The sequence below is a fragment of the Salinisphaera sp. T5B8 genome, from assembly GCF_040361255.1.
Taxonomy (GTDB): domain Bacteria; phylum Pseudomonadota; class Gammaproteobacteria; order Nevskiales; family Salinisphaeraceae; genus Salinisphaera.
In genome coordinates this window covers 57179-72831 of sequence record NZ_APNG01000002.1, presented here as the reverse complement: position 1 = coordinate 72831, position 15653 = coordinate 57179, and the positions used below count along the sequence as shown (strand labels likewise).

General features: G+C 63.5%; 15 protein-coding genes. 4 read left to right on the top strand and 11 right to left on the bottom strand.

Annotated features, from left to right (window positions below):
* Window position 1: 1 nt before the first annotated feature.
* The 3 genes from T5B8_RS02100 to T5B8_RS02090 are packed head-to-tail and all read right to left on the bottom strand — an operon-like array spanning window position 2 to window position 2637.
* Complete coding sequence (locus tag T5B8_RS02100; protein WP_353175819.1) at window positions 2-745, bottom strand: ABC transporter ATP-binding protein; 744 nt, start codon at window positions 743-745, stop codon at window positions 2-4.
* The gene (locus T5B8_RS02095; RefSeq protein WP_353175817.1) at window positions 742-1554 is read right to left on the bottom strand and encodes an ABC transporter permease; all 813 of its coding nucleotides are present in this window, start codon (window positions 1552-1554) and stop codon (window positions 742-744) included. Before T5B8_RS02095 ends, T5B8_RS02100 begins: the two co-directional genes overlap by 4 nt.
* A 3-nt stretch (window positions 1555-1557) precedes the next feature.
* A complete protein-coding gene (locus T5B8_RS02090) occupies window positions 1558-2637 on the bottom strand; it encodes an ABC transporter substrate-binding protein (protein WP_353175815.1) in 1080 nt (359 codons plus the stop codon).
* Between the two features lie 477 nt (window positions 2638-3114).
* Between T5B8_RS02090 and T5B8_RS02085 the strand changes: the two genes are divergently transcribed.
* Window positions 3115-4038: a recombination-associated protein RdgC gene (locus T5B8_RS02085; protein ID WP_353175813.1), complete on the top strand. Its 924-nt coding sequence runs from the start codon at window positions 3115-3117 to the stop codon at window positions 4036-4038.
* 13 nt (window positions 4039-4051) lie between these two features.
* Window positions 4052-4630 (top strand): gamma-glutamylcyclotransferase, encoded by a 579-nt coding sequence (locus tag T5B8_RS02080; protein WP_353175811.1) that lies wholly within the window; start codon window positions 4052-4054, stop codon window positions 4628-4630.
* Window positions 4631-5046: 416 nt separating this feature from the next.
* Here the strand turns inward: T5B8_RS02080 and lon are convergent, their stop codons facing one another.
* The 6 genes from lon to T5B8_RS02050 all read right to left on the bottom strand — a co-directional run bounded on the left by lon (window position 5047) and on the right by T5B8_RS02050 (window position 10800).
* Entirely contained in the window at window positions 5047-7470 is a 2424-nt protein-coding gene (gene lon / locus T5B8_RS02075; RefSeq protein WP_353175809.1) for an endopeptidase La, read from the bottom strand.
* Between the two features lie 153 nt (window positions 7471-7623).
* Window positions 7624-8343, bottom strand: a complete 720-nt coding sequence (locus T5B8_RS02070; protein ID WP_353175808.1) for an LrgB family protein — start codon at window positions 8341-8343, stop codon at window positions 7624-7626.
* Window position 8344: 1 nt separating this feature from the next.
* Entirely contained in the window at window positions 8345-8689 is a 345-nt protein-coding gene (locus T5B8_RS02065) for a CidA/LrgA family protein (RefSeq protein ID WP_353175806.1), read from the bottom strand.
* Between the two features lie 27 nt (window positions 8690-8716).
* The gene (locus T5B8_RS02060) at window positions 8717-9175 is read right to left on the bottom strand and encodes a hypothetical protein (RefSeq protein ID WP_353175804.1); all 459 of its coding nucleotides are present in this window, start codon (window positions 9173-9175) and stop codon (window positions 8717-8719) included.
* A gap of 20 nt (window positions 9176-9195) precedes the next feature.
* Window positions 9196-10287, bottom strand: coding sequence for a M42 family metallopeptidase (locus T5B8_RS02055; protein ID WP_353175802.1), 1092 nt, complete (start codon window positions 10285-10287; stop codon window positions 9196-9198).
* Window positions 10288-10413: 126 nt separating this feature from the next.
* Window positions 10414-10800 carry an MliC family protein gene (locus T5B8_RS02050; RefSeq protein ID WP_353175800.1) on the bottom strand — a complete coding sequence of 129 codons (387 nt, stop codon included), beginning with the start codon at window positions 10798-10800 and terminating at the stop codon, window positions 10414-10416.
* A gap of 108 nt (window positions 10801-10908) precedes the next feature.
* Between T5B8_RS02050 and T5B8_RS02045 the strand changes: the two genes are divergently transcribed.
* Complete coding sequence (locus T5B8_RS02045; RefSeq protein ID WP_353175798.1) at window positions 10909-12987, top strand: AsmA family protein; 2079 nt, start codon at window positions 10909-10911, stop codon at window positions 12985-12987.
* 26 nt (window positions 12988-13013) lie between these two features.
* Here the strand turns inward: T5B8_RS02045 and T5B8_RS02040 are convergent, their stop codons facing one another.
* Window positions 13014-13643, bottom strand: coding sequence for a flavin reductase family protein (locus T5B8_RS02040; protein ID WP_353175796.1), 630 nt, complete (start codon window positions 13641-13643; stop codon window positions 13014-13016).
* Between the two features lie 74 nt (window positions 13644-13717).
* Window positions 13718-15025, bottom strand: a complete 1308-nt coding sequence (lhgD, locus tag T5B8_RS02035; protein ID WP_353175794.1) for an L-2-hydroxyglutarate dehydrogenase — start codon at window positions 15023-15025, stop codon at window positions 13718-13720.
* A 5-nt stretch (window positions 15026-15030) separates the two neighbouring features.
* Here lhgD and T5B8_RS02030 point away from each other — a divergent pair, with 5 nt between their 5' ends.
* Window positions 15031-15624, top strand: coding sequence for a DUF2946 family protein (locus T5B8_RS02030; protein ID WP_353175792.1), 594 nt, complete (start codon window positions 15031-15033; stop codon window positions 15622-15624).
* The last annotated feature ends 29 nt before the right edge of the window (window positions 15625-15653 follow it).

Here is a 15653-nt window from a genome sequence, read left to right as displayed (position 1 = left end):
TTTAGAGCGCATCCGCCACGCGCTGGGCGAATGCATTGAGTTGGCTGTCGTCGCGTTCACGCGGATAGGGGGCGGGAACGGCTTCGTCGAACACCAGCCGTGCGGGCGAGCCGCGCATCACACACACGCGTTGGGCCAGATAGGCGGCTTCGGCGATATCGTGGGTGACAAACAGCACGGCCATGTTCAGGCGTTGCCAGATGGCCAGCAGTTCATCCTGCAGGCGGCTACGCGTGAGCGCATCGACCGCCGAAAACGGCTCGTCCATGAGCAGGATATGCGGGCGCACGGCCAACGCACGGGCCAGGCCCACGCGCTGTGCCTGACCGCCGGAGATCTCGTGCGGCCAGCGGTCGCCGAATTCGGTCATACCGATTAAATCCAGCACCTCGTCGATACGCGCATCCCGCTCGCTGCGTGACAGGCCCAGCCCGCTCAGCCCGTAGCCCACATTGGCGCGAATACGCCGCCACGGCAGCAGGCGCGTATCCTGAAAGACGACCGCGCTCGGGCGCGTGCCGCGATCGGTATGTGCGGGACGCACGATCTGGCCGGACGAGGCTTCGGCCAATCCAGCCACGCAGCGCAGCACCGTGGATTTGCCCACGCCGGAGCCGCCCACCAGGGCGACGAATTCGCCTGGGCCGATACTGAAATTCAGACCATCGAAAACCGGCTGTTCGCTGTTCGGGTAGCGATAACCGACCTCGTTGAGCGCCAGCAGTTTTGCGCCTGTGCCGCTCATGGTCGCCACCGCAGTACGCGATTTTCCACGAGTGCGAACAGCCCGTCCGAAAGCGTATAGATCAACGATATCGTGAGCATGTAGACCACCACGGCATCATAGGCGCCCACGCCCGCGGCCGAATTCATTTCCTGGCCCATGCCGGGTACGCCGAGCAGCTCGGCGGCGATGAGCGTCATCCAGGCCTGGCCGACACCCGTGCGCATACCGGAAAGAATACCGGGGGCCGCGCCGGGCAGCGTGATGCTGGTAATTCGCTTGAAAAAGCCGCCGTGGCCGAAGGCACGCGCCAGTTCGTAATAGCGCGGGTCGACATCGCGTACGCCGGCCGCGGTGGCGAAATAGTTCACCCAGAACACGCCGATGGAAATCACGAAGGCGGCGCCGGCGTGGCTGACCTGAAACCAGGCGATGGCGAACACCACCCAGGCCAGCGGCGGAATCGGGCGCAGAATCCGCGCGAGCATGTAGTGGGCCTCGTCGAATACGCGCAGGCTGGCCGCGAGCAGACCGACCGCAAAGCCCAGTAGTGTGCCGATGCCCAGGCCCCAGACATAGTGCACGAGACTGGAGCCGATCGCCGGGATCAGGCGCCCGCCTTGATACTCATCCCAGAGCGCGCCCGGCACGGCAAACGGATCCGGTATCGTGCCCCGCGGTGCCCAGTTGAATAGATAGGCGAGCTTCCACAGGGCAATGAATGCGGCCACCCCGGCCAGCCCGAGCAGGATACGGCGCAGCCGCGCGGCTGCGGCATGCGCCGGTCGGGCAACGCGGCGCGAACGTGTTTTATTCGGGCTCGTTACCATGCGCTACGGCTGCGAGTCAGATTCGCTGGAGCCGAGCGCGTCGTAAAAACGGGTTTCGAACAGCGCATCGATATCAGTATCCGCGCCGAGCGTGCCCGTGGCCTGCTGGAAATCACGCATACGGCGGGTGCCATCGATGATGCGATTGGGGTCGGCCACGAAGCTGTCGGCCGACTGGGCGACTGCTTCGGCCACGACCTCGCGCGGCAGGCGCCCGCCGCCCACATATTTATGCACGGCATCGATAGCGGCCTCGTCGCCAGCTTTGAGCTGTTCCGTGGCTGCGACATGGGCCGCGACCAGTTTCTGCACGATCTCGGGATGGGCGTCGATGAATTCAGCACGGACCGCCAGTACGGCGCCGGGCTGACCCGGGAACATGGCTTCGCCGTGGGCGACCACGCGTGCTTCGTCCAACCGGTTTTTCACGATGCTGACCACCGGCTCGAGGATGGCCGCGCCGTCCACGGCATGGGTTAGCAGCGCTTGCTGGACCTGCGACGCACCCTGGTAGACCACGTCGATGGCATCGTCTTCAACGCCCAGCTGCTTGTCGAGCCAGTAGGCGAGCACGGTCTGGGGCACGGAACCCACAGGGAATGTCGAAATCTTGGCCTTGCGGCCGTTGTCTTTTTCGAAACGCGCGAACGCGGTGGCTGGGTCGCCGTTCTCGAAATAGGGCGCCAGGTTGCCCAGTGCCACGAAACTGATCTGTTCGATGATGTTGGAGGCCACCACCTTGATATCCGCGCCCTTGCCGCGGGCGACCATCGTCGGGCCGATGCCGAAATAGGCGATATCGAGCTGGCCACCGAGCAGCGCCTGCACCATCGCCGGTCCGTTCTGGAACGACACCAGCTTGGTATCGATACCGGCCTCGGCGATATCACCGTTTTCCAGGCCCACGAACAGCGGCGCGTCCGGCAGGATCGGCATATAGCCGATTTCGGCCTGTACGCGTTCGGCAGGCTGCGCGTTGTCGTTGGTGTCGTTACTTTCGGACGAGCAGGCGCCGAGCATGCTCACGGCGCTAACGAACAGCAGCAGCGACAACACACGGGCGACGGAAGACAATCGATACATGGCAGGCCTGCTCTGGCTGGGTAAAGCGTTGGACATGCGGGCACCGGGCCGACTTCACCAATACGAAAGCGTTCGATGCTTATAACAGCCGGTTCATACGCGTTACGCATCGGCACAGCGGTGCGTCGGCCGTTGCAAGCCCACGTGGGCGCACGTCGGTCTTTCGTTTTCTTATCGGCGGCGCGGCGCTGGGCCGCGGGCCACATGCGCTAGGCACATGCGGCAGGTCACCCCGGTAAAACCCTGTGTTCTATGTTTTCACGCCGGGTCGTTACCATGCGCTCGCGCGCAGCGTTTGCATGCGCGTGCCCGGCCGGCGCGATGCGGCGCGAATGTTGCCACAGCGCGCCGGTCAGGGATAGCGACCGGCCGGGCGTCGGCTTGAGGCGATCTGCGCGGTTGGGTATGGTCGCGCTCCATTGTCGCCGTCGGCTCGAGCCGATCGCGTCCTTCCCCGACCATGGGTTATCGATCGCTATGTGGATACGTAATCTCTGTGTGTTTCTCGGCACCGAATCCTTTTCCTGGACAGCGGCCGAACTCGACGAAAAGCTGGCCGATGCGCTCTGCCCGGAATGCGGCGACCAGGCCACGCGGGTCGATGGGTTCGTGCCGCCGATCAAGGGCGAACATGCGATGGTGCATGCGGTTGATGGTCTGGTGATTTGCGTGCATCAGGAAATCACACGCGTGTTGCCCAATGCCGTGCTGGCCGAGGAAGTCGACGAGCGCGTGGAGCGTATCGAAACCTCCGAAGGGCGCAAGGTCAGTCGCCGCGAAAAGGCCGATATCAAGGACGAGGCCCATTTCGAGCTGTTGCCGCGGGCATTCACCCGCTCCAAGCGCACCCCGTTGATCATCGATCTGCGGGCCAATCGTGTCTGGGTGGACGCCTCGTCGGAAAAACGCGCCGAGGATGTGGTGGCGCGCCTGCGCGAAGCCCTGGGCAGCCTGCCGGTCGCGCGTCCGGATGCCCGTGTGCGCCCGGCCGAGGAAATGTCGCGCTGGCTCGAAGACGTCAACGCGCTGCCCAACGGCTTTGAATGTGGCGATCGCTGCGTGTTCGAGACCACCGACGAGGTGAAATCCAGCGTGCGTATTACGGCCATGGATTTGCAGCGCGACGAAGTGCTGGCGCATCTGGCGGCCGGCATGCAGGTGGTCAAGCTCAATGTGGCGGTCGACGATGCCATCGAGTTCGATCTCGACGAGAATCTCGATCTCAAGCGTATTCGCGCGCTCGATCTGATTCAGGACGATCTGGATTCGCTCGACGCCGGCGATGCCGTGGCCGAGCTCACCGCGCGAGTGGCCTTGCAGGGTGAGGCGCTGCGGGGCGTGCTCGATCGGCTGTATACCCACTTCGGCGTGGCCGGCGAAACCGAGCCCAAGGCCGCCTGAACGCAGCAGACGCATGTCTTTCGATACGACGGCGGCCAACCGCGAAGCGGCGCGTTTCGAAGACCGTGACGAGCTGTGGCTGTTCGGCTACGGCTCGCTGATCTACAAGGCCGGTTTCGACTATATCGACCGAACGCCGGCCACGATCACGGGCTGGCAGCGGCGTTTCTGGCAGGGCTCGCACGATCATCGGGGTACGCCCGAGGCGCCCGGGCGGGTGGCTACGCTGGTCGAAGCGCCGGGCATGGTCTGCACCGGCATGGCCTATCGTATTACCCCGGCCGTATTCGGGCATCTCGATCATCGCGAGAAAAACGGCTATCTGCGTTTTTCCACCGAGATGACCTTTGCCGACGGCAGCCACGATGAAGGTCTGGCGTATATCGCCACGGCCGACAACGAGGCCTGGCTGGGCGAGGCACCCATTGATGCCATCGCCCGCCAGATCGCCGTCTCGCACGGGCCCAGCGGGCCCAACCGCGATTACCTGCTCAATCTGGCCGACGCGCTACGCAAGCTCGAGGCCGATGATGCCCACGTATGCGCCATCGAGGCACGGCTGCGCGAGATCGAAGCTGAACACGGGCGCTAAGCGCTAAATCGAGGCGGCGCGGCCGCGCCCAGCAACCTTTCCAGCCTCGGCGTAGATGTTCGTGCGGAGGCGAGGTTCCTCAAGCATTGTCCGCAGATCGACGCAGATCTACGCAGATGTATCTCGACAATGCGCCGAAAGGCTTTCCCGATCTGTGCTGATCGGCGTCGATCTGCGGACATGTAAAGCGCAATCGCGCCTGTGCCCACCGCACGGCAGGGCCGGTAATGAGTCAGCCCGCGCAATCGGCGGTTATGCCTTCAACGAAGGTGCCTCAAAACCGTTCCAACCACGCATAGCTTTTCGCGTGGGGCCAGGTTTAAAGCTAACCGCAGCGTGACCCGGAGCAACGCAGATGCGTCGGAGCATTGCGCTCGCGCGCCGGTGTCGAAACCAGCGCGCCAACGCAGTATTGGCTAGTCCGTTCCGGACAGCGCGATTTCGATCGCCTCGTCGACATGCGACACGTAGCGGATATCCAGTGCGCTGCGTACGTTGTCGGGAATATCCTCTTCGTCCTTGCGGTTGCGCTCGGGCAGCATGACGGTCTTGATGCCGGCCTGGTGAGCGGCGAGTGTTTTCTCTTTCACGCCGCCGATGGGCAGTACCTGCCCGCGCAGGCTGATCTCGCCGGTCATGGCGACATCCGCACGCACCTTGCGGTCGGTGAGTAGCGACACGAGCGCGGTATACAGGGCCACGCCCGCGCTGGGGCCGTCCTTCTTGATCGCGCCGGCCGGTACGTGGATATGTATATCCGACTTGTCCAGGCGTTTCTGCTCGATGCCCAGATCCTTGGCGCGGGCCTTGACCAGACTGAGCGCGGCCTGGGCGGATTCTTTCATGACATCGCCGAGCTGGCCGGTAATGGTCAGCCGCCCGCTGCCCGGCGCGCGCGAGGCTTCGACGAACAGAATATCGCCGCCGGCGGGCGTCCAGGCCAGGCCGGTGGAGACACCGGCGATGCTGGTACGCATGGCGATTTCGTTATCGACACGTTTCGGGCCGAGAATCTCGGCGAGATCTTGCGGCGCGATCGTGCCCGGGCCGGGTTTGCCTTCGGCGACCTGGACCGCGGCATGACGCACGATGGCGCCGATTTCGCGGTCGAGGTTACGCAGGCCTGCCTCGCGGGTGTAATCGGAAATGAGCGCTTCCAGCGTCGCATCGGCGATATCGCACTGCGTACGCGTCAGTCCGGCCTGTTCGAGCGCGCGATCCACCAGATAGCGCTTGGCGATCTGGAGTTTTTCCTCGCGGGTGTAGCCAGGCACTTCGATGACTTCCATGCGATCGCGTAGCGGCCCCGGAATGGAATCGAGCACATTGGCGGTGGCAATGAACATCACCTTCGACAGATCGAAGGGCACGCCCAGATAGTGGTCGTTGAAGCTGTCGTTCTGCGACGGGTCGAGCACTTCCAGCAACGCCGAGGCGGGGTCGCCGTGGGCCGACGCGCCGAGCTTGTCCATTTCGTCAAGCATGAACACCGGGTTGCGCGTGCCGGCCTTGCGCAGATGGCTGATGATGCTGCCGGGCATCGCACCCACGTAGGTGCGCCGGTGGCCACGGATTTCCGATTCGTCGTGCACGCCGCCCAGCGACGCACGCACGAATTCGCGGTTCATTGCCCGCGCGATCGAGCGCCCGAGCGAGGTCTTGCCCACGCCGGGCGGGCCGACGAAGCACAGAATCGGCGCCTTGCCCTCGGGGTTGAGCTTGTGCACGGCCAGATGCTCGAGAATACGGCGCTTGATCTTGTCCAGGCCGTAGTGGTCTTCATCGAGAATCGCGCGCGATTCGTCGATATCGATCCGGTCCCTGGACAGCTTGGACCAGGGCAACTCGGCCATGAGCTCGAGATAAGTGCGTACCATCGAATATTCGGCCGAGGCATCCGACATGCGCGAAAGCCGGCGCAGCTCGCGGTCGGTCTGTTCGGCGGCTTCCTCGGGCAGCTTGGCCTCATCGAGGGCTTCGCGCAGCCGCTCGACCTCTTCGGCCACGGTTTCGTCTTCGCCGAGTTCGCGCTGGATCGAGCGCATCTGTTCGCGCAGCATGGCCTTGCGCTGGTGTTCGCCCATGCGTTGCTGGGTCTGCTGGTTGATCTCGCGCGACAGACGCATGACCTCCAGGCGATAGTCGAGAAACGATTGCACGCGATCCAGACGCGATTCCAGATCCACGGCATCGAGAATCTGCTGTTTTTCCTTCGCCTTGAGGCCGAGATAGCCGGCCACGGCGTCGGCGAGCAGGGCGGCCGACGTGATCGAACGAATGGCATGGGCCAGCTCGCGCGAGGGCTGATCCATCAGCTCGATGGCCTCCAGCGCGCTGTTGCGCAGGTTATCCATGCGCGCATCGACGTGTTTGTCGCCCTCCGGCGCGGGCTCTTCGAGCCACTCCACTTTTGCGCTCAGACGGCCTTCGTCGTCCTTGAGAAACTCGCGTACCCGAAAGCGCGCAATGCCCTGGCACACCAGGTGATGCTCGCCGTCGGGGCTGGTGACATAGCGCATGATGTTGGCGCCGGTGCCGATACGGTGCAGGCCCGCGCCGGGCGTATCGCCATTGTCGTCGTCGTTATCGGGGGCGGAGAGCAGCAGGCCGACCGGCTGCTTGTTGCGCGTTGCATGCTGGGCACTGGCGATCGCGCCGGGCTGGTCGATCACCACCGGCATGACCAGTTCCGGAAACAGCACCGTCTCGCGCATGGGCAGAATCTGGATCACCTCCGGCTTGGGGGCCGGGCCGCTGTGGACCAGCGTATGGCTGATCTCGTCGGCATGGTTGCTTCGCGTGCTGTGTTGTTCGGTCGCTTCGTTGGTTTCGTCGTTCATGATGTCTTCGAATCGGGCCAGGGCGGGCGCGCAGGCAGGGCGCTAAATCGTTAAGCGCCGTGCCGCAGACTCGATCGGTTTGAGTCCAACCTGGCGTGGGTCTTTATAAGATCCAGCATGGGTACAGGGCACGGTCGAGACAAGCCCCTGTGTCTACAGGCCGAATAGCCACACCAGCAGCGGCACGAGCAGGGCGGTGAGGGCGCCGTTCAGGCCCATGCCAAGCCCGGAATAGGCGCCGGCGCGTTCGCTGTGCTCGAAGGCGCGTGCGGTACCGATACCATGCGCGGCCACGCCCATGGCAAAACCCTTCGCTACCGGATCGCGCAGGCCGAGCAGGCGCAACAGGGGAATACCGATCACCGCGCCCGTGATGCCGGTGAGAATCACCAGCACGGCGGTCAGCGAGGGCAGACCGCCGATCTGTTCGGCCACGCCCATGGCGATCGGCGTGGTCACGGATTTGGGCAGCATCGACAGCAGCGTCTGCGAATCCAGCCCCAGTGCCCACCCGATGAGCATCGCACTCGCCACCGCAGTAACCGAGCCGGCAGTCAGCGCGATGGTGATCGGCAGCCAGTAGCGGCGCAGCTCGGCGGCCTGCGCCGCTAGCGGTACCGCCAGCGCGACCGTGGCAGGGCCGAGCAGAAAATGGATGAACTGGGCGCCCGCGAAATAATCCGCATACGGCGTGCCGGTTGCCTTGAGGATGACGACCAGCACGATCACGCTCACCAGTACCGGATTGAGCAGGGCAAAGTTGCCCAGGCGTCGATACAGCTGTTGCGCCAGCCAGAACACGCACAGCGTGAGGGTCAGCCACAGTAGCGGCGTTTCCTCGATATAGACCCAGATCTGGGCTAGCCGGTCCATATCAATCGCCCCGATTGGCGGTCAGCGCGCGCAGGGTGAACGCGGTCACGATAACGGCGAGCGCGGTACTGGCAACGAGGGTGATCGTAATCGCCAGCCATTCGTCGGCCACGCGCCCCAGATAGCTGATAATGCCCACCCCCGCCGGCACGAACAGCAGCGCAAGGTAATTGAGCAGCCCGCGGCTGGTATCGGCAAACACGGCGGGCGTGCGCCCCCGTACGACGAGTGCGACGAACAACAGAATCATGCCGAGCACCGGGCCGGGCAACGGCGCGCCGGTCAGGCGCACGATGATTTCTCCAGCCAGCTGGAAGAGAAGCAGGGCGGCCAGGCTACCGATCAAGACGCCATCTCAGTGCGCGCAACCGAGCTATTCGAGGAAGACAACGGATGAGATATGAATGCCGTTGATGACATAACCGTTCGTGACTTTGTCCAAGGTCAACTGAATCTGCGCGTCTCCGGCTTCGAAGTGCGCCGGAATGAGTACGATCGCGCGGTTATAGCGACCGGCACTCAAATTGAAGCCGCGTTCAGCGCGTATTACCTGTAGCGGCTCATGGGACTCAAGCGCGCCGAGTGTGGCGAATTGGCGCAGAACCTTCTCGCCGTTCGTCGTCTCGAGCTGTTCGCGCAGGGTTGGTGTGAGTTCCTGTTCGAACGACGCATATTGCCAGGTTGTCAGCTCGGGCAATACGCCTTCTACGTAGGGCGTGACGTCCTCGGCCACCACATAGGACTGGCGGAACGCCCAGATAAACAAACCGGCATAAATGACGAGGAGCGCGATGAAAAAGACACCGCAGGCGATGAGAATCTTTTTAAGCACCGCGCGCCTCGCCGGCGTTTTTAGTCGAAGTAGCTAAACGTCGTGCCCGACTCCAGGCTGCGCACGGATTCGTGAATCAGGCGGATCACGTTCTCGACGTCGTCGCGATGCACCATTTCCACGGTCGTGTGCATATAGCGCAGGGCCAGCGCGATCAGCGCCGAGGGTACGCCCTGGTTGCTGTAGGCGAAGGCGTCGGTATCGGTACCGGTGGCCGGCGCGCTGACCAGCCGCTGGAACGGGATCTCGTGTTTTTCGGCCGTCGCGATCAAGTGCTCGCGCACGCGGTTCTGCACCGCGGGCGCATAGGTGATCACCGGGCCGGCGCCGATCTTGGCGGTGCCGGTCTTCTTCTGCTCGATCATCGGCGTGGTGGTGTCGTGGGTCACGTCGGTACAGATCGCCACATTGGGCTTGATGCGCTCGGCGATCATGCCTGCGCCCTTGAGCCCGACTTCTTCCTGTACCGAGTTGACCACGTAGAGCCCGAAGTTCGGACGCTCATCGGATTCGTGAATCAGGCGAGCGACTTCGGCCACCATGAAGCCGCCCATGCGGTTGTCGATCGCGCGGCAGACGAACTTGTCGCCGTTGAGTACGAAGAATTCGTCCGGGTAGGTGATCACGCAGCCGACGTGAATGCCCAGCTTTTCGACCTCTTCTTTCGAGGTCGCGCCCACGTCGACGAAGATATTGTCTTTCTTGGGTGTCTCTTCCTTCTGCGGATCGCGCAGATGAATCGCCGGCCAGCCGAACACACCGTCGACGATGGCGTTGCTAGTATGAATATTCACCCGCTTGGAGGTGGCGATCTGATGATCGGAGCCGCCGTTGCGCAGTACGTAGATCAGGCCGTTGTCGGTGATGTAATTCACATACCAGGAAATTTCGTCGGCATGCCCTTCGATGACGACCTTGTAATCGGCATCCGGATTGATCACGCCCACCGCGCTGCCGTAGGCGTCGGTAATGAATTCATCGACATAGGGCGCCAGATAATCCATCCAGAGTTTCTGGCCCGCCGACTCATAGCCGGTCGGTGACGCGTTGTTGAGATAGCGCTCGAGAAAATCCAGCGAATCTTCGGTGAGAATGGATTTTTTGTCGGCCATGAAAAGTCCTTGCGCGCGGTGCGTGATTCAACGTGATGCCCGGATTATCGGGGCGGGATAGCAGGCCTTCAAGCGCTGTGACCCGATCGATACGCGCGACCGTTCGGGTTGGCAGGCGCGGCTGACTCAGCCCTCGACGGCGACCTGCTCGCAGCGTTCGAGTACGTCATCGCTGGCGCGCCGCGAAAGCATGGCGGTGGAGCCGGTGCCGCTGCCTTTCGTCCACCATTCGAGATCGTCGTTGACATAACGCACGCCGCTGGCCGCGCGCACCACCTGCAACTGACGCGTTTCGCCTTGATAGCGCACCAGTGCGACCGAATCGGTGGGATAGGTCGCGCGTACACGGGCACCGCTTTCGCAGCGATAGGTCAGTAATTTGACCGCGGGTGCCGGTGCGGATTGTGCCGGCGCCGGTGCCGTCTGATCGACGCTGCTCGCGCAGCCGGTGGCCAGGAGTAGCGCGCCAAGCAACGGCGCGGCCGTGACAGCGGAGAAGGGGAGTCGGGTCATGGCGGATCTGCGTTTTGGAAATGGGTCGAGGGGGCTGTTCTACACCGGCGTGCCGTTTAGCGCCATAATTGCTTCTGCATAGGCCATATTTCTTTTCAGGAGAGCGCCTTGAAGCGTGCACCGAAAATCGGAATCGGCATCCTCGGCGGACTGGTGGCCGTGTTGTTGATTTTGGTCGCATTCGTGTTGTTGTTTGATTTCAACCGTATCAAGCCCTGGCTCAACGCGCAGGTTTCCGATGCGATCGGACGCGATTTCGCCATCAACGGCGATCTGGGTCTGGACTGGGATCGGCCCGAACATGAGCAGGGTCTGGCGGCCTGGATTCCGTGGCCGCATGTGCACGCCCAGGACATCACCCTGGCCAATGCGCAAGGTTTCGAGCCGGACAAGATGGCACGTGTTGCGCGCGTGGATGCCTGGCTGGCGCCGCTGGGGCTGTTCTCCAAAGAAATATCGTTGCCGCGTATTGCCTTCGCTGGCGCCGATGCCACGCTCGTTCGCCAGGGCGATGGGCGCGATAACTGGACCTTCGATATCGGCGGCGACACGGGCGGCGATGACAATGCCTCGCAAGGCAGCGCCTGGTCGGTGGACATCGACGAAATCGCCTTCGACAAGGGCACGGTGCACTACCGCGATGCCACACTCGACGCGAATATCAATCTCACGGTCAAGCCATTGGATAAGGCCGTGCCCTTTGCCCAGGTCACCGGCGACGACAGCGCCCTGGAAACCGACCCCGCAGCGGTGCGCGATTATATTTTCGGCTGGAGTATTGACGGGCGCTATCGCGGCGCGCCCTTGTCCGGCCAGGGCAAGATCGGCGGCGTACTGGCGCTCAAGAGCGAAACGACGCCGTTCCCGGTTCAGGCAGATGTGCGCTCGGGCAGTACGCGCGTTCAAGTGGCCGGTACGATCAGCCAGCCGCTGAATTTCGGCGGCGCGGATCTGGACGTCGCCTTTCCCGGCGCCAGTCTCGACAACCTCCAGCGCCTGACCGGCGTGACGCTGCCCCCGACGCCGGCCTATGCAACGCGCGGGCATCTGAGCGCCGAGATCAATCACGTCAAGGGCTCGACTTTTGCCTATCGCAATTTCTCCGGGCACATCGGCGACAGCGATATCCACGGCAGCCTGCGCTTTGATGAGCGCGGCGAACGTCCGAAGCTTACCGGCGAACTGAAATCCAAACAGCTGCGCTTCGCCGATCTCGCGTCATTGATCGGCGCGGATTCCAATGAACACAAGGCCGAGCGCGGCGAATCCACGCGTCAGCCTGCGGACAGGGTATTGCCCGTCGAAACCTTCGATACCGACAGCTGGGCGGCGATGGATGCGGACGTGAAGTTCACCGCCGAAAGCATCCAGCACGGCGACACCTTGCCGCTGAACGACCTGTATACCCACCTCGTACTCGACAACGGTGAAATTCTGCTGGACCCGTTGCGTTTCGGTGTGGCCAAGGGCGAGCTCAACACCACGGTGCGCCTGGAGGGCAACAAGTCGCCGCTGGCCGCGCGTGCCGATCTGCATGCGCGGCGCTTGCAGCTCGACGAAATCGTGCCGGAGGTCGAAGCGCTGGACGGCAGTCTCGGCCAGATCAATGCCGATGCGAGTATTACCGGTACCGGCAACTCGGTGGCGGCATTGCTCGGCGGGGCGAACGGGCGGCTGACCGTGCTCATCGACCGCGGTGCGATCAGCCGCAATCTCATGGAACTGGCCGGGTTGAACGTGGGCAATTATGTCGTCGGCAAGCTGTTCGGCGACGAACTGGTGCGTATCAATTGCGCGGCGGCCGATATCCCGGTCGACCAGGGGCTGGCAACGCCGACGGTATTCGTATTCGATACCGAAAACGCGATCGTGAATATCACCGGCGATATCGATTTCGGCCCGGAAACGCTGGATCTGACCATTACGCCCAAGAGCAAGGGCCCGCGTCTGTTCACACTGCGCTCGCCGTTGTATGTGCGTGGCACCTTTGCCGACCCGTCGCCCGGCGTGAAGGCCGGGCCGCTGCTTGCACGCGGCGCGGCGGCGGTGGCACTGGGCGTGGCTGCCACCCCGGCCGCCTCACTCCTGGCGCTGGTTTCGCCCACCGGCGGCGAGGAAAACCAATGTGGGCCGGTGATCGAGCGTATTCGCAAGGCCAGTGGAAAGACCGATAGCGACGCCGGCTAGCCGGCGTCGCCGAGTCGCGCTGCTGTCTATGCGCCAGGCCGGCGCATGCGAAACAGCTGATCGGCACCGATGCGGAAATAATCGGCCGGCCCGCCCGCGCGCATGATCGGCTGGCCGGCCGCGGTATCGTAAACGCCGTCGACGAGCAGTCGTTTGTCGATATGAACGCCCACCACTTCGCCGAGCACCAGCCAGGTATCGGTCTGGCTGCCATCGGCGCCGGTCAAGCGTAGTACCTGGCTGAGCCGGCATTCGAACGATACCGGCGTTTCGGCCACCCGCGGTACGTCGATTACGCGAGACGGCGCGGGCGTGAGCCCGGCCAGTTCGAACTCGTCGACCTCGGGGCCGAGCGCGGCACAGCTTTCGTTCATGGGTTCGGCGAGCGTTTCGGTGGCCAGATTCCAGGCGAACTCGCCGGTTTCCTGAATATTGGCCACGCTGTCCTTATAGCCCACGCTGGAAAAGCCGATGATGGGCGGCGTGTAATTGAAGGCGTTGAAAAAGCTGTAGGGCGCGAGGTTGAGCGTGCCGTTCGCACTTTTCGATGAAATCCAGCCGATCGGTCGTGGCGCAACCAGGGCATTGAACGGGTCGTGGGGCAGGCCGTGGCCGTTACGGGGCTCGTAGAAATGAACGGCGTTCTGATCGGTCATGGGGTTTCCTTGGCGGGGCGCATCATGCCGGCGATGCTAACGCGCGCACGGCGGCGTGCAAGACCAACGTGTATTCAGTCGCGAGTACTCAGCCGGTCGACGATATGGGTGGCAATCGGTAGGGCCGAGGTCGCCGCGGGCGAGGGCGCGTTGCAGACATGCAGGGTGCGCGGAGTGTCGATGAACTTGAAGTCGCCGATCAGGCTGCCGTCGCGGGCCACCGCCTGCGCGCGTACGCCAGCCGGGTGGGCTTTGAGGTCGTCGAGTTCGAGTTGTGGGCAATAGCGTTGTACACGCGCGAGATAAGCGCGTTTGGACAGGGCATTGCGTAGTTCATGCAACCCGGGGCGAATATGGCGGGCGAGCATGCGACGTACGCCGGCAAAGGCCAGTAGTTCGGCCGTGTCGCCCAGATTCACGTCGCGCAGGCGATAGCCTTCGCGCGCGGTTGCCAGCACGGCATTCGGCCCGACCGTAATCGAGCCGTCGATCATCGGCGTGAGATGCACACCCAGAAACGGCATGCCCGGCTCGGGTACGGGATAAATGAGATGGCGCACCAGATCGCGGCGCGCCGCGCGCAGACGATAGTATTCACCGCGAAACGGGCAGATGATGAAATCGGGCGTGATATCGAGCATACGGACCAGCCGGTCGGCCATGAGCCCGGCACAGGCCACGAGTTCACGCGTGTGCAACGTGTCGTTCGGCGTTTCGACCACGACTTCGCTGGCATATTCGTGCAGGGCACGCACCGGCGTCTGGCAACGAATTTCGCCACCGGCGGCTTCGATATCCGCAGCCAGCGCGCGGCTGACCGCGCGGTAGTCGACGATACCGCTGCTCGGCACGTGGATGGCCGCCACGCCGCGTAGCGCGGGTTCTCGTTCGGCGAGTTCGTCGGCTTCCAGCCAGTGGCGTGCGATGCCGTTGGCCGCGATACGCTCGAACAGGCGCTTGAGCCCCGCGCGCTCGGCCTCGACGCTTGCCACGAGCAATTTGCCGGGCGTTTCGTAGGCAATACCGTGCTCGGCACAAAACGCGCGCGTGGCGGTATTGCCGGCCACGCAGAACCGGGCTTTCAGCGACCTGGGCGGGTAATAGACGCCGGCATGGATCACGCCCGAATTGTGGCCGGTCTGATGCGCAGCCAGTTCGGCTTCCTTTTCCAGTACCAGCACGCGGCGCGCCGGTTCGCGGCGCAGCAGTTCACGCGCGGTGGCCAGGCCCACGATACCGCCGCCAACGACAATGCAATCGTACATGTCGCGATTGCAGCAGATCGCGGCGGGGCGTGCCAGCACAAGCGGGTCGCGGGCGGTCGACGTGTCGGCACGCGCTACGCGCAGCGTATGATCACGCTCTGAATCAACGACAAGCATGAGCGATGGACGACTGGGTGGAACGCGCGATGGCGCGCATGCCGAACGTGCCGGCACTGTTCGGCTGGCTGGGGCTCAACCGGCGCGGCGAATGGCTGATTCAGGGCGAGGTGATTCGCCATCGCCGTATCGTGGATACGATCGCGCGCAATTACGGCGTGGACGACTACGGCCGCTGGTTCTTTCAGAATGGCCCGCAGCGTGGCTATATCGAACTCGAATACGCACCGCTGGTCGCACGGGTCCAGGCCGACGACCGCCTGGTGACCCATAGCGGCAACCCCATCGATAGCGCCACCGCGCTGTATCTGGATGAAGACAGTGCGGGCGTGCTCGATACGCCGCTGGGTGCGGTGCTCATCCAGGGCGCTGATCTCGCCTGGGTGCTTGAACGCCTGCACGAGCCAGGCAGTGAAGCGGAGATCGACGAGCAGGCGCTCGAAGGCGCGCTCGATACCCCCAGCGGCGAACAGACCGAGCTGGAAATCGCCTTCGCGGGTGCGCGCCTGCCCGTGTATCGCTGCGATCGCGCCTTAATGCCGCAAACGCTGGGCTTCGTACGCGAGCCCGCCCCGCGCGCCGGCGAGAACAGCAATTAGCCGCGAGCAGCACCGATCGCTGCTATTGT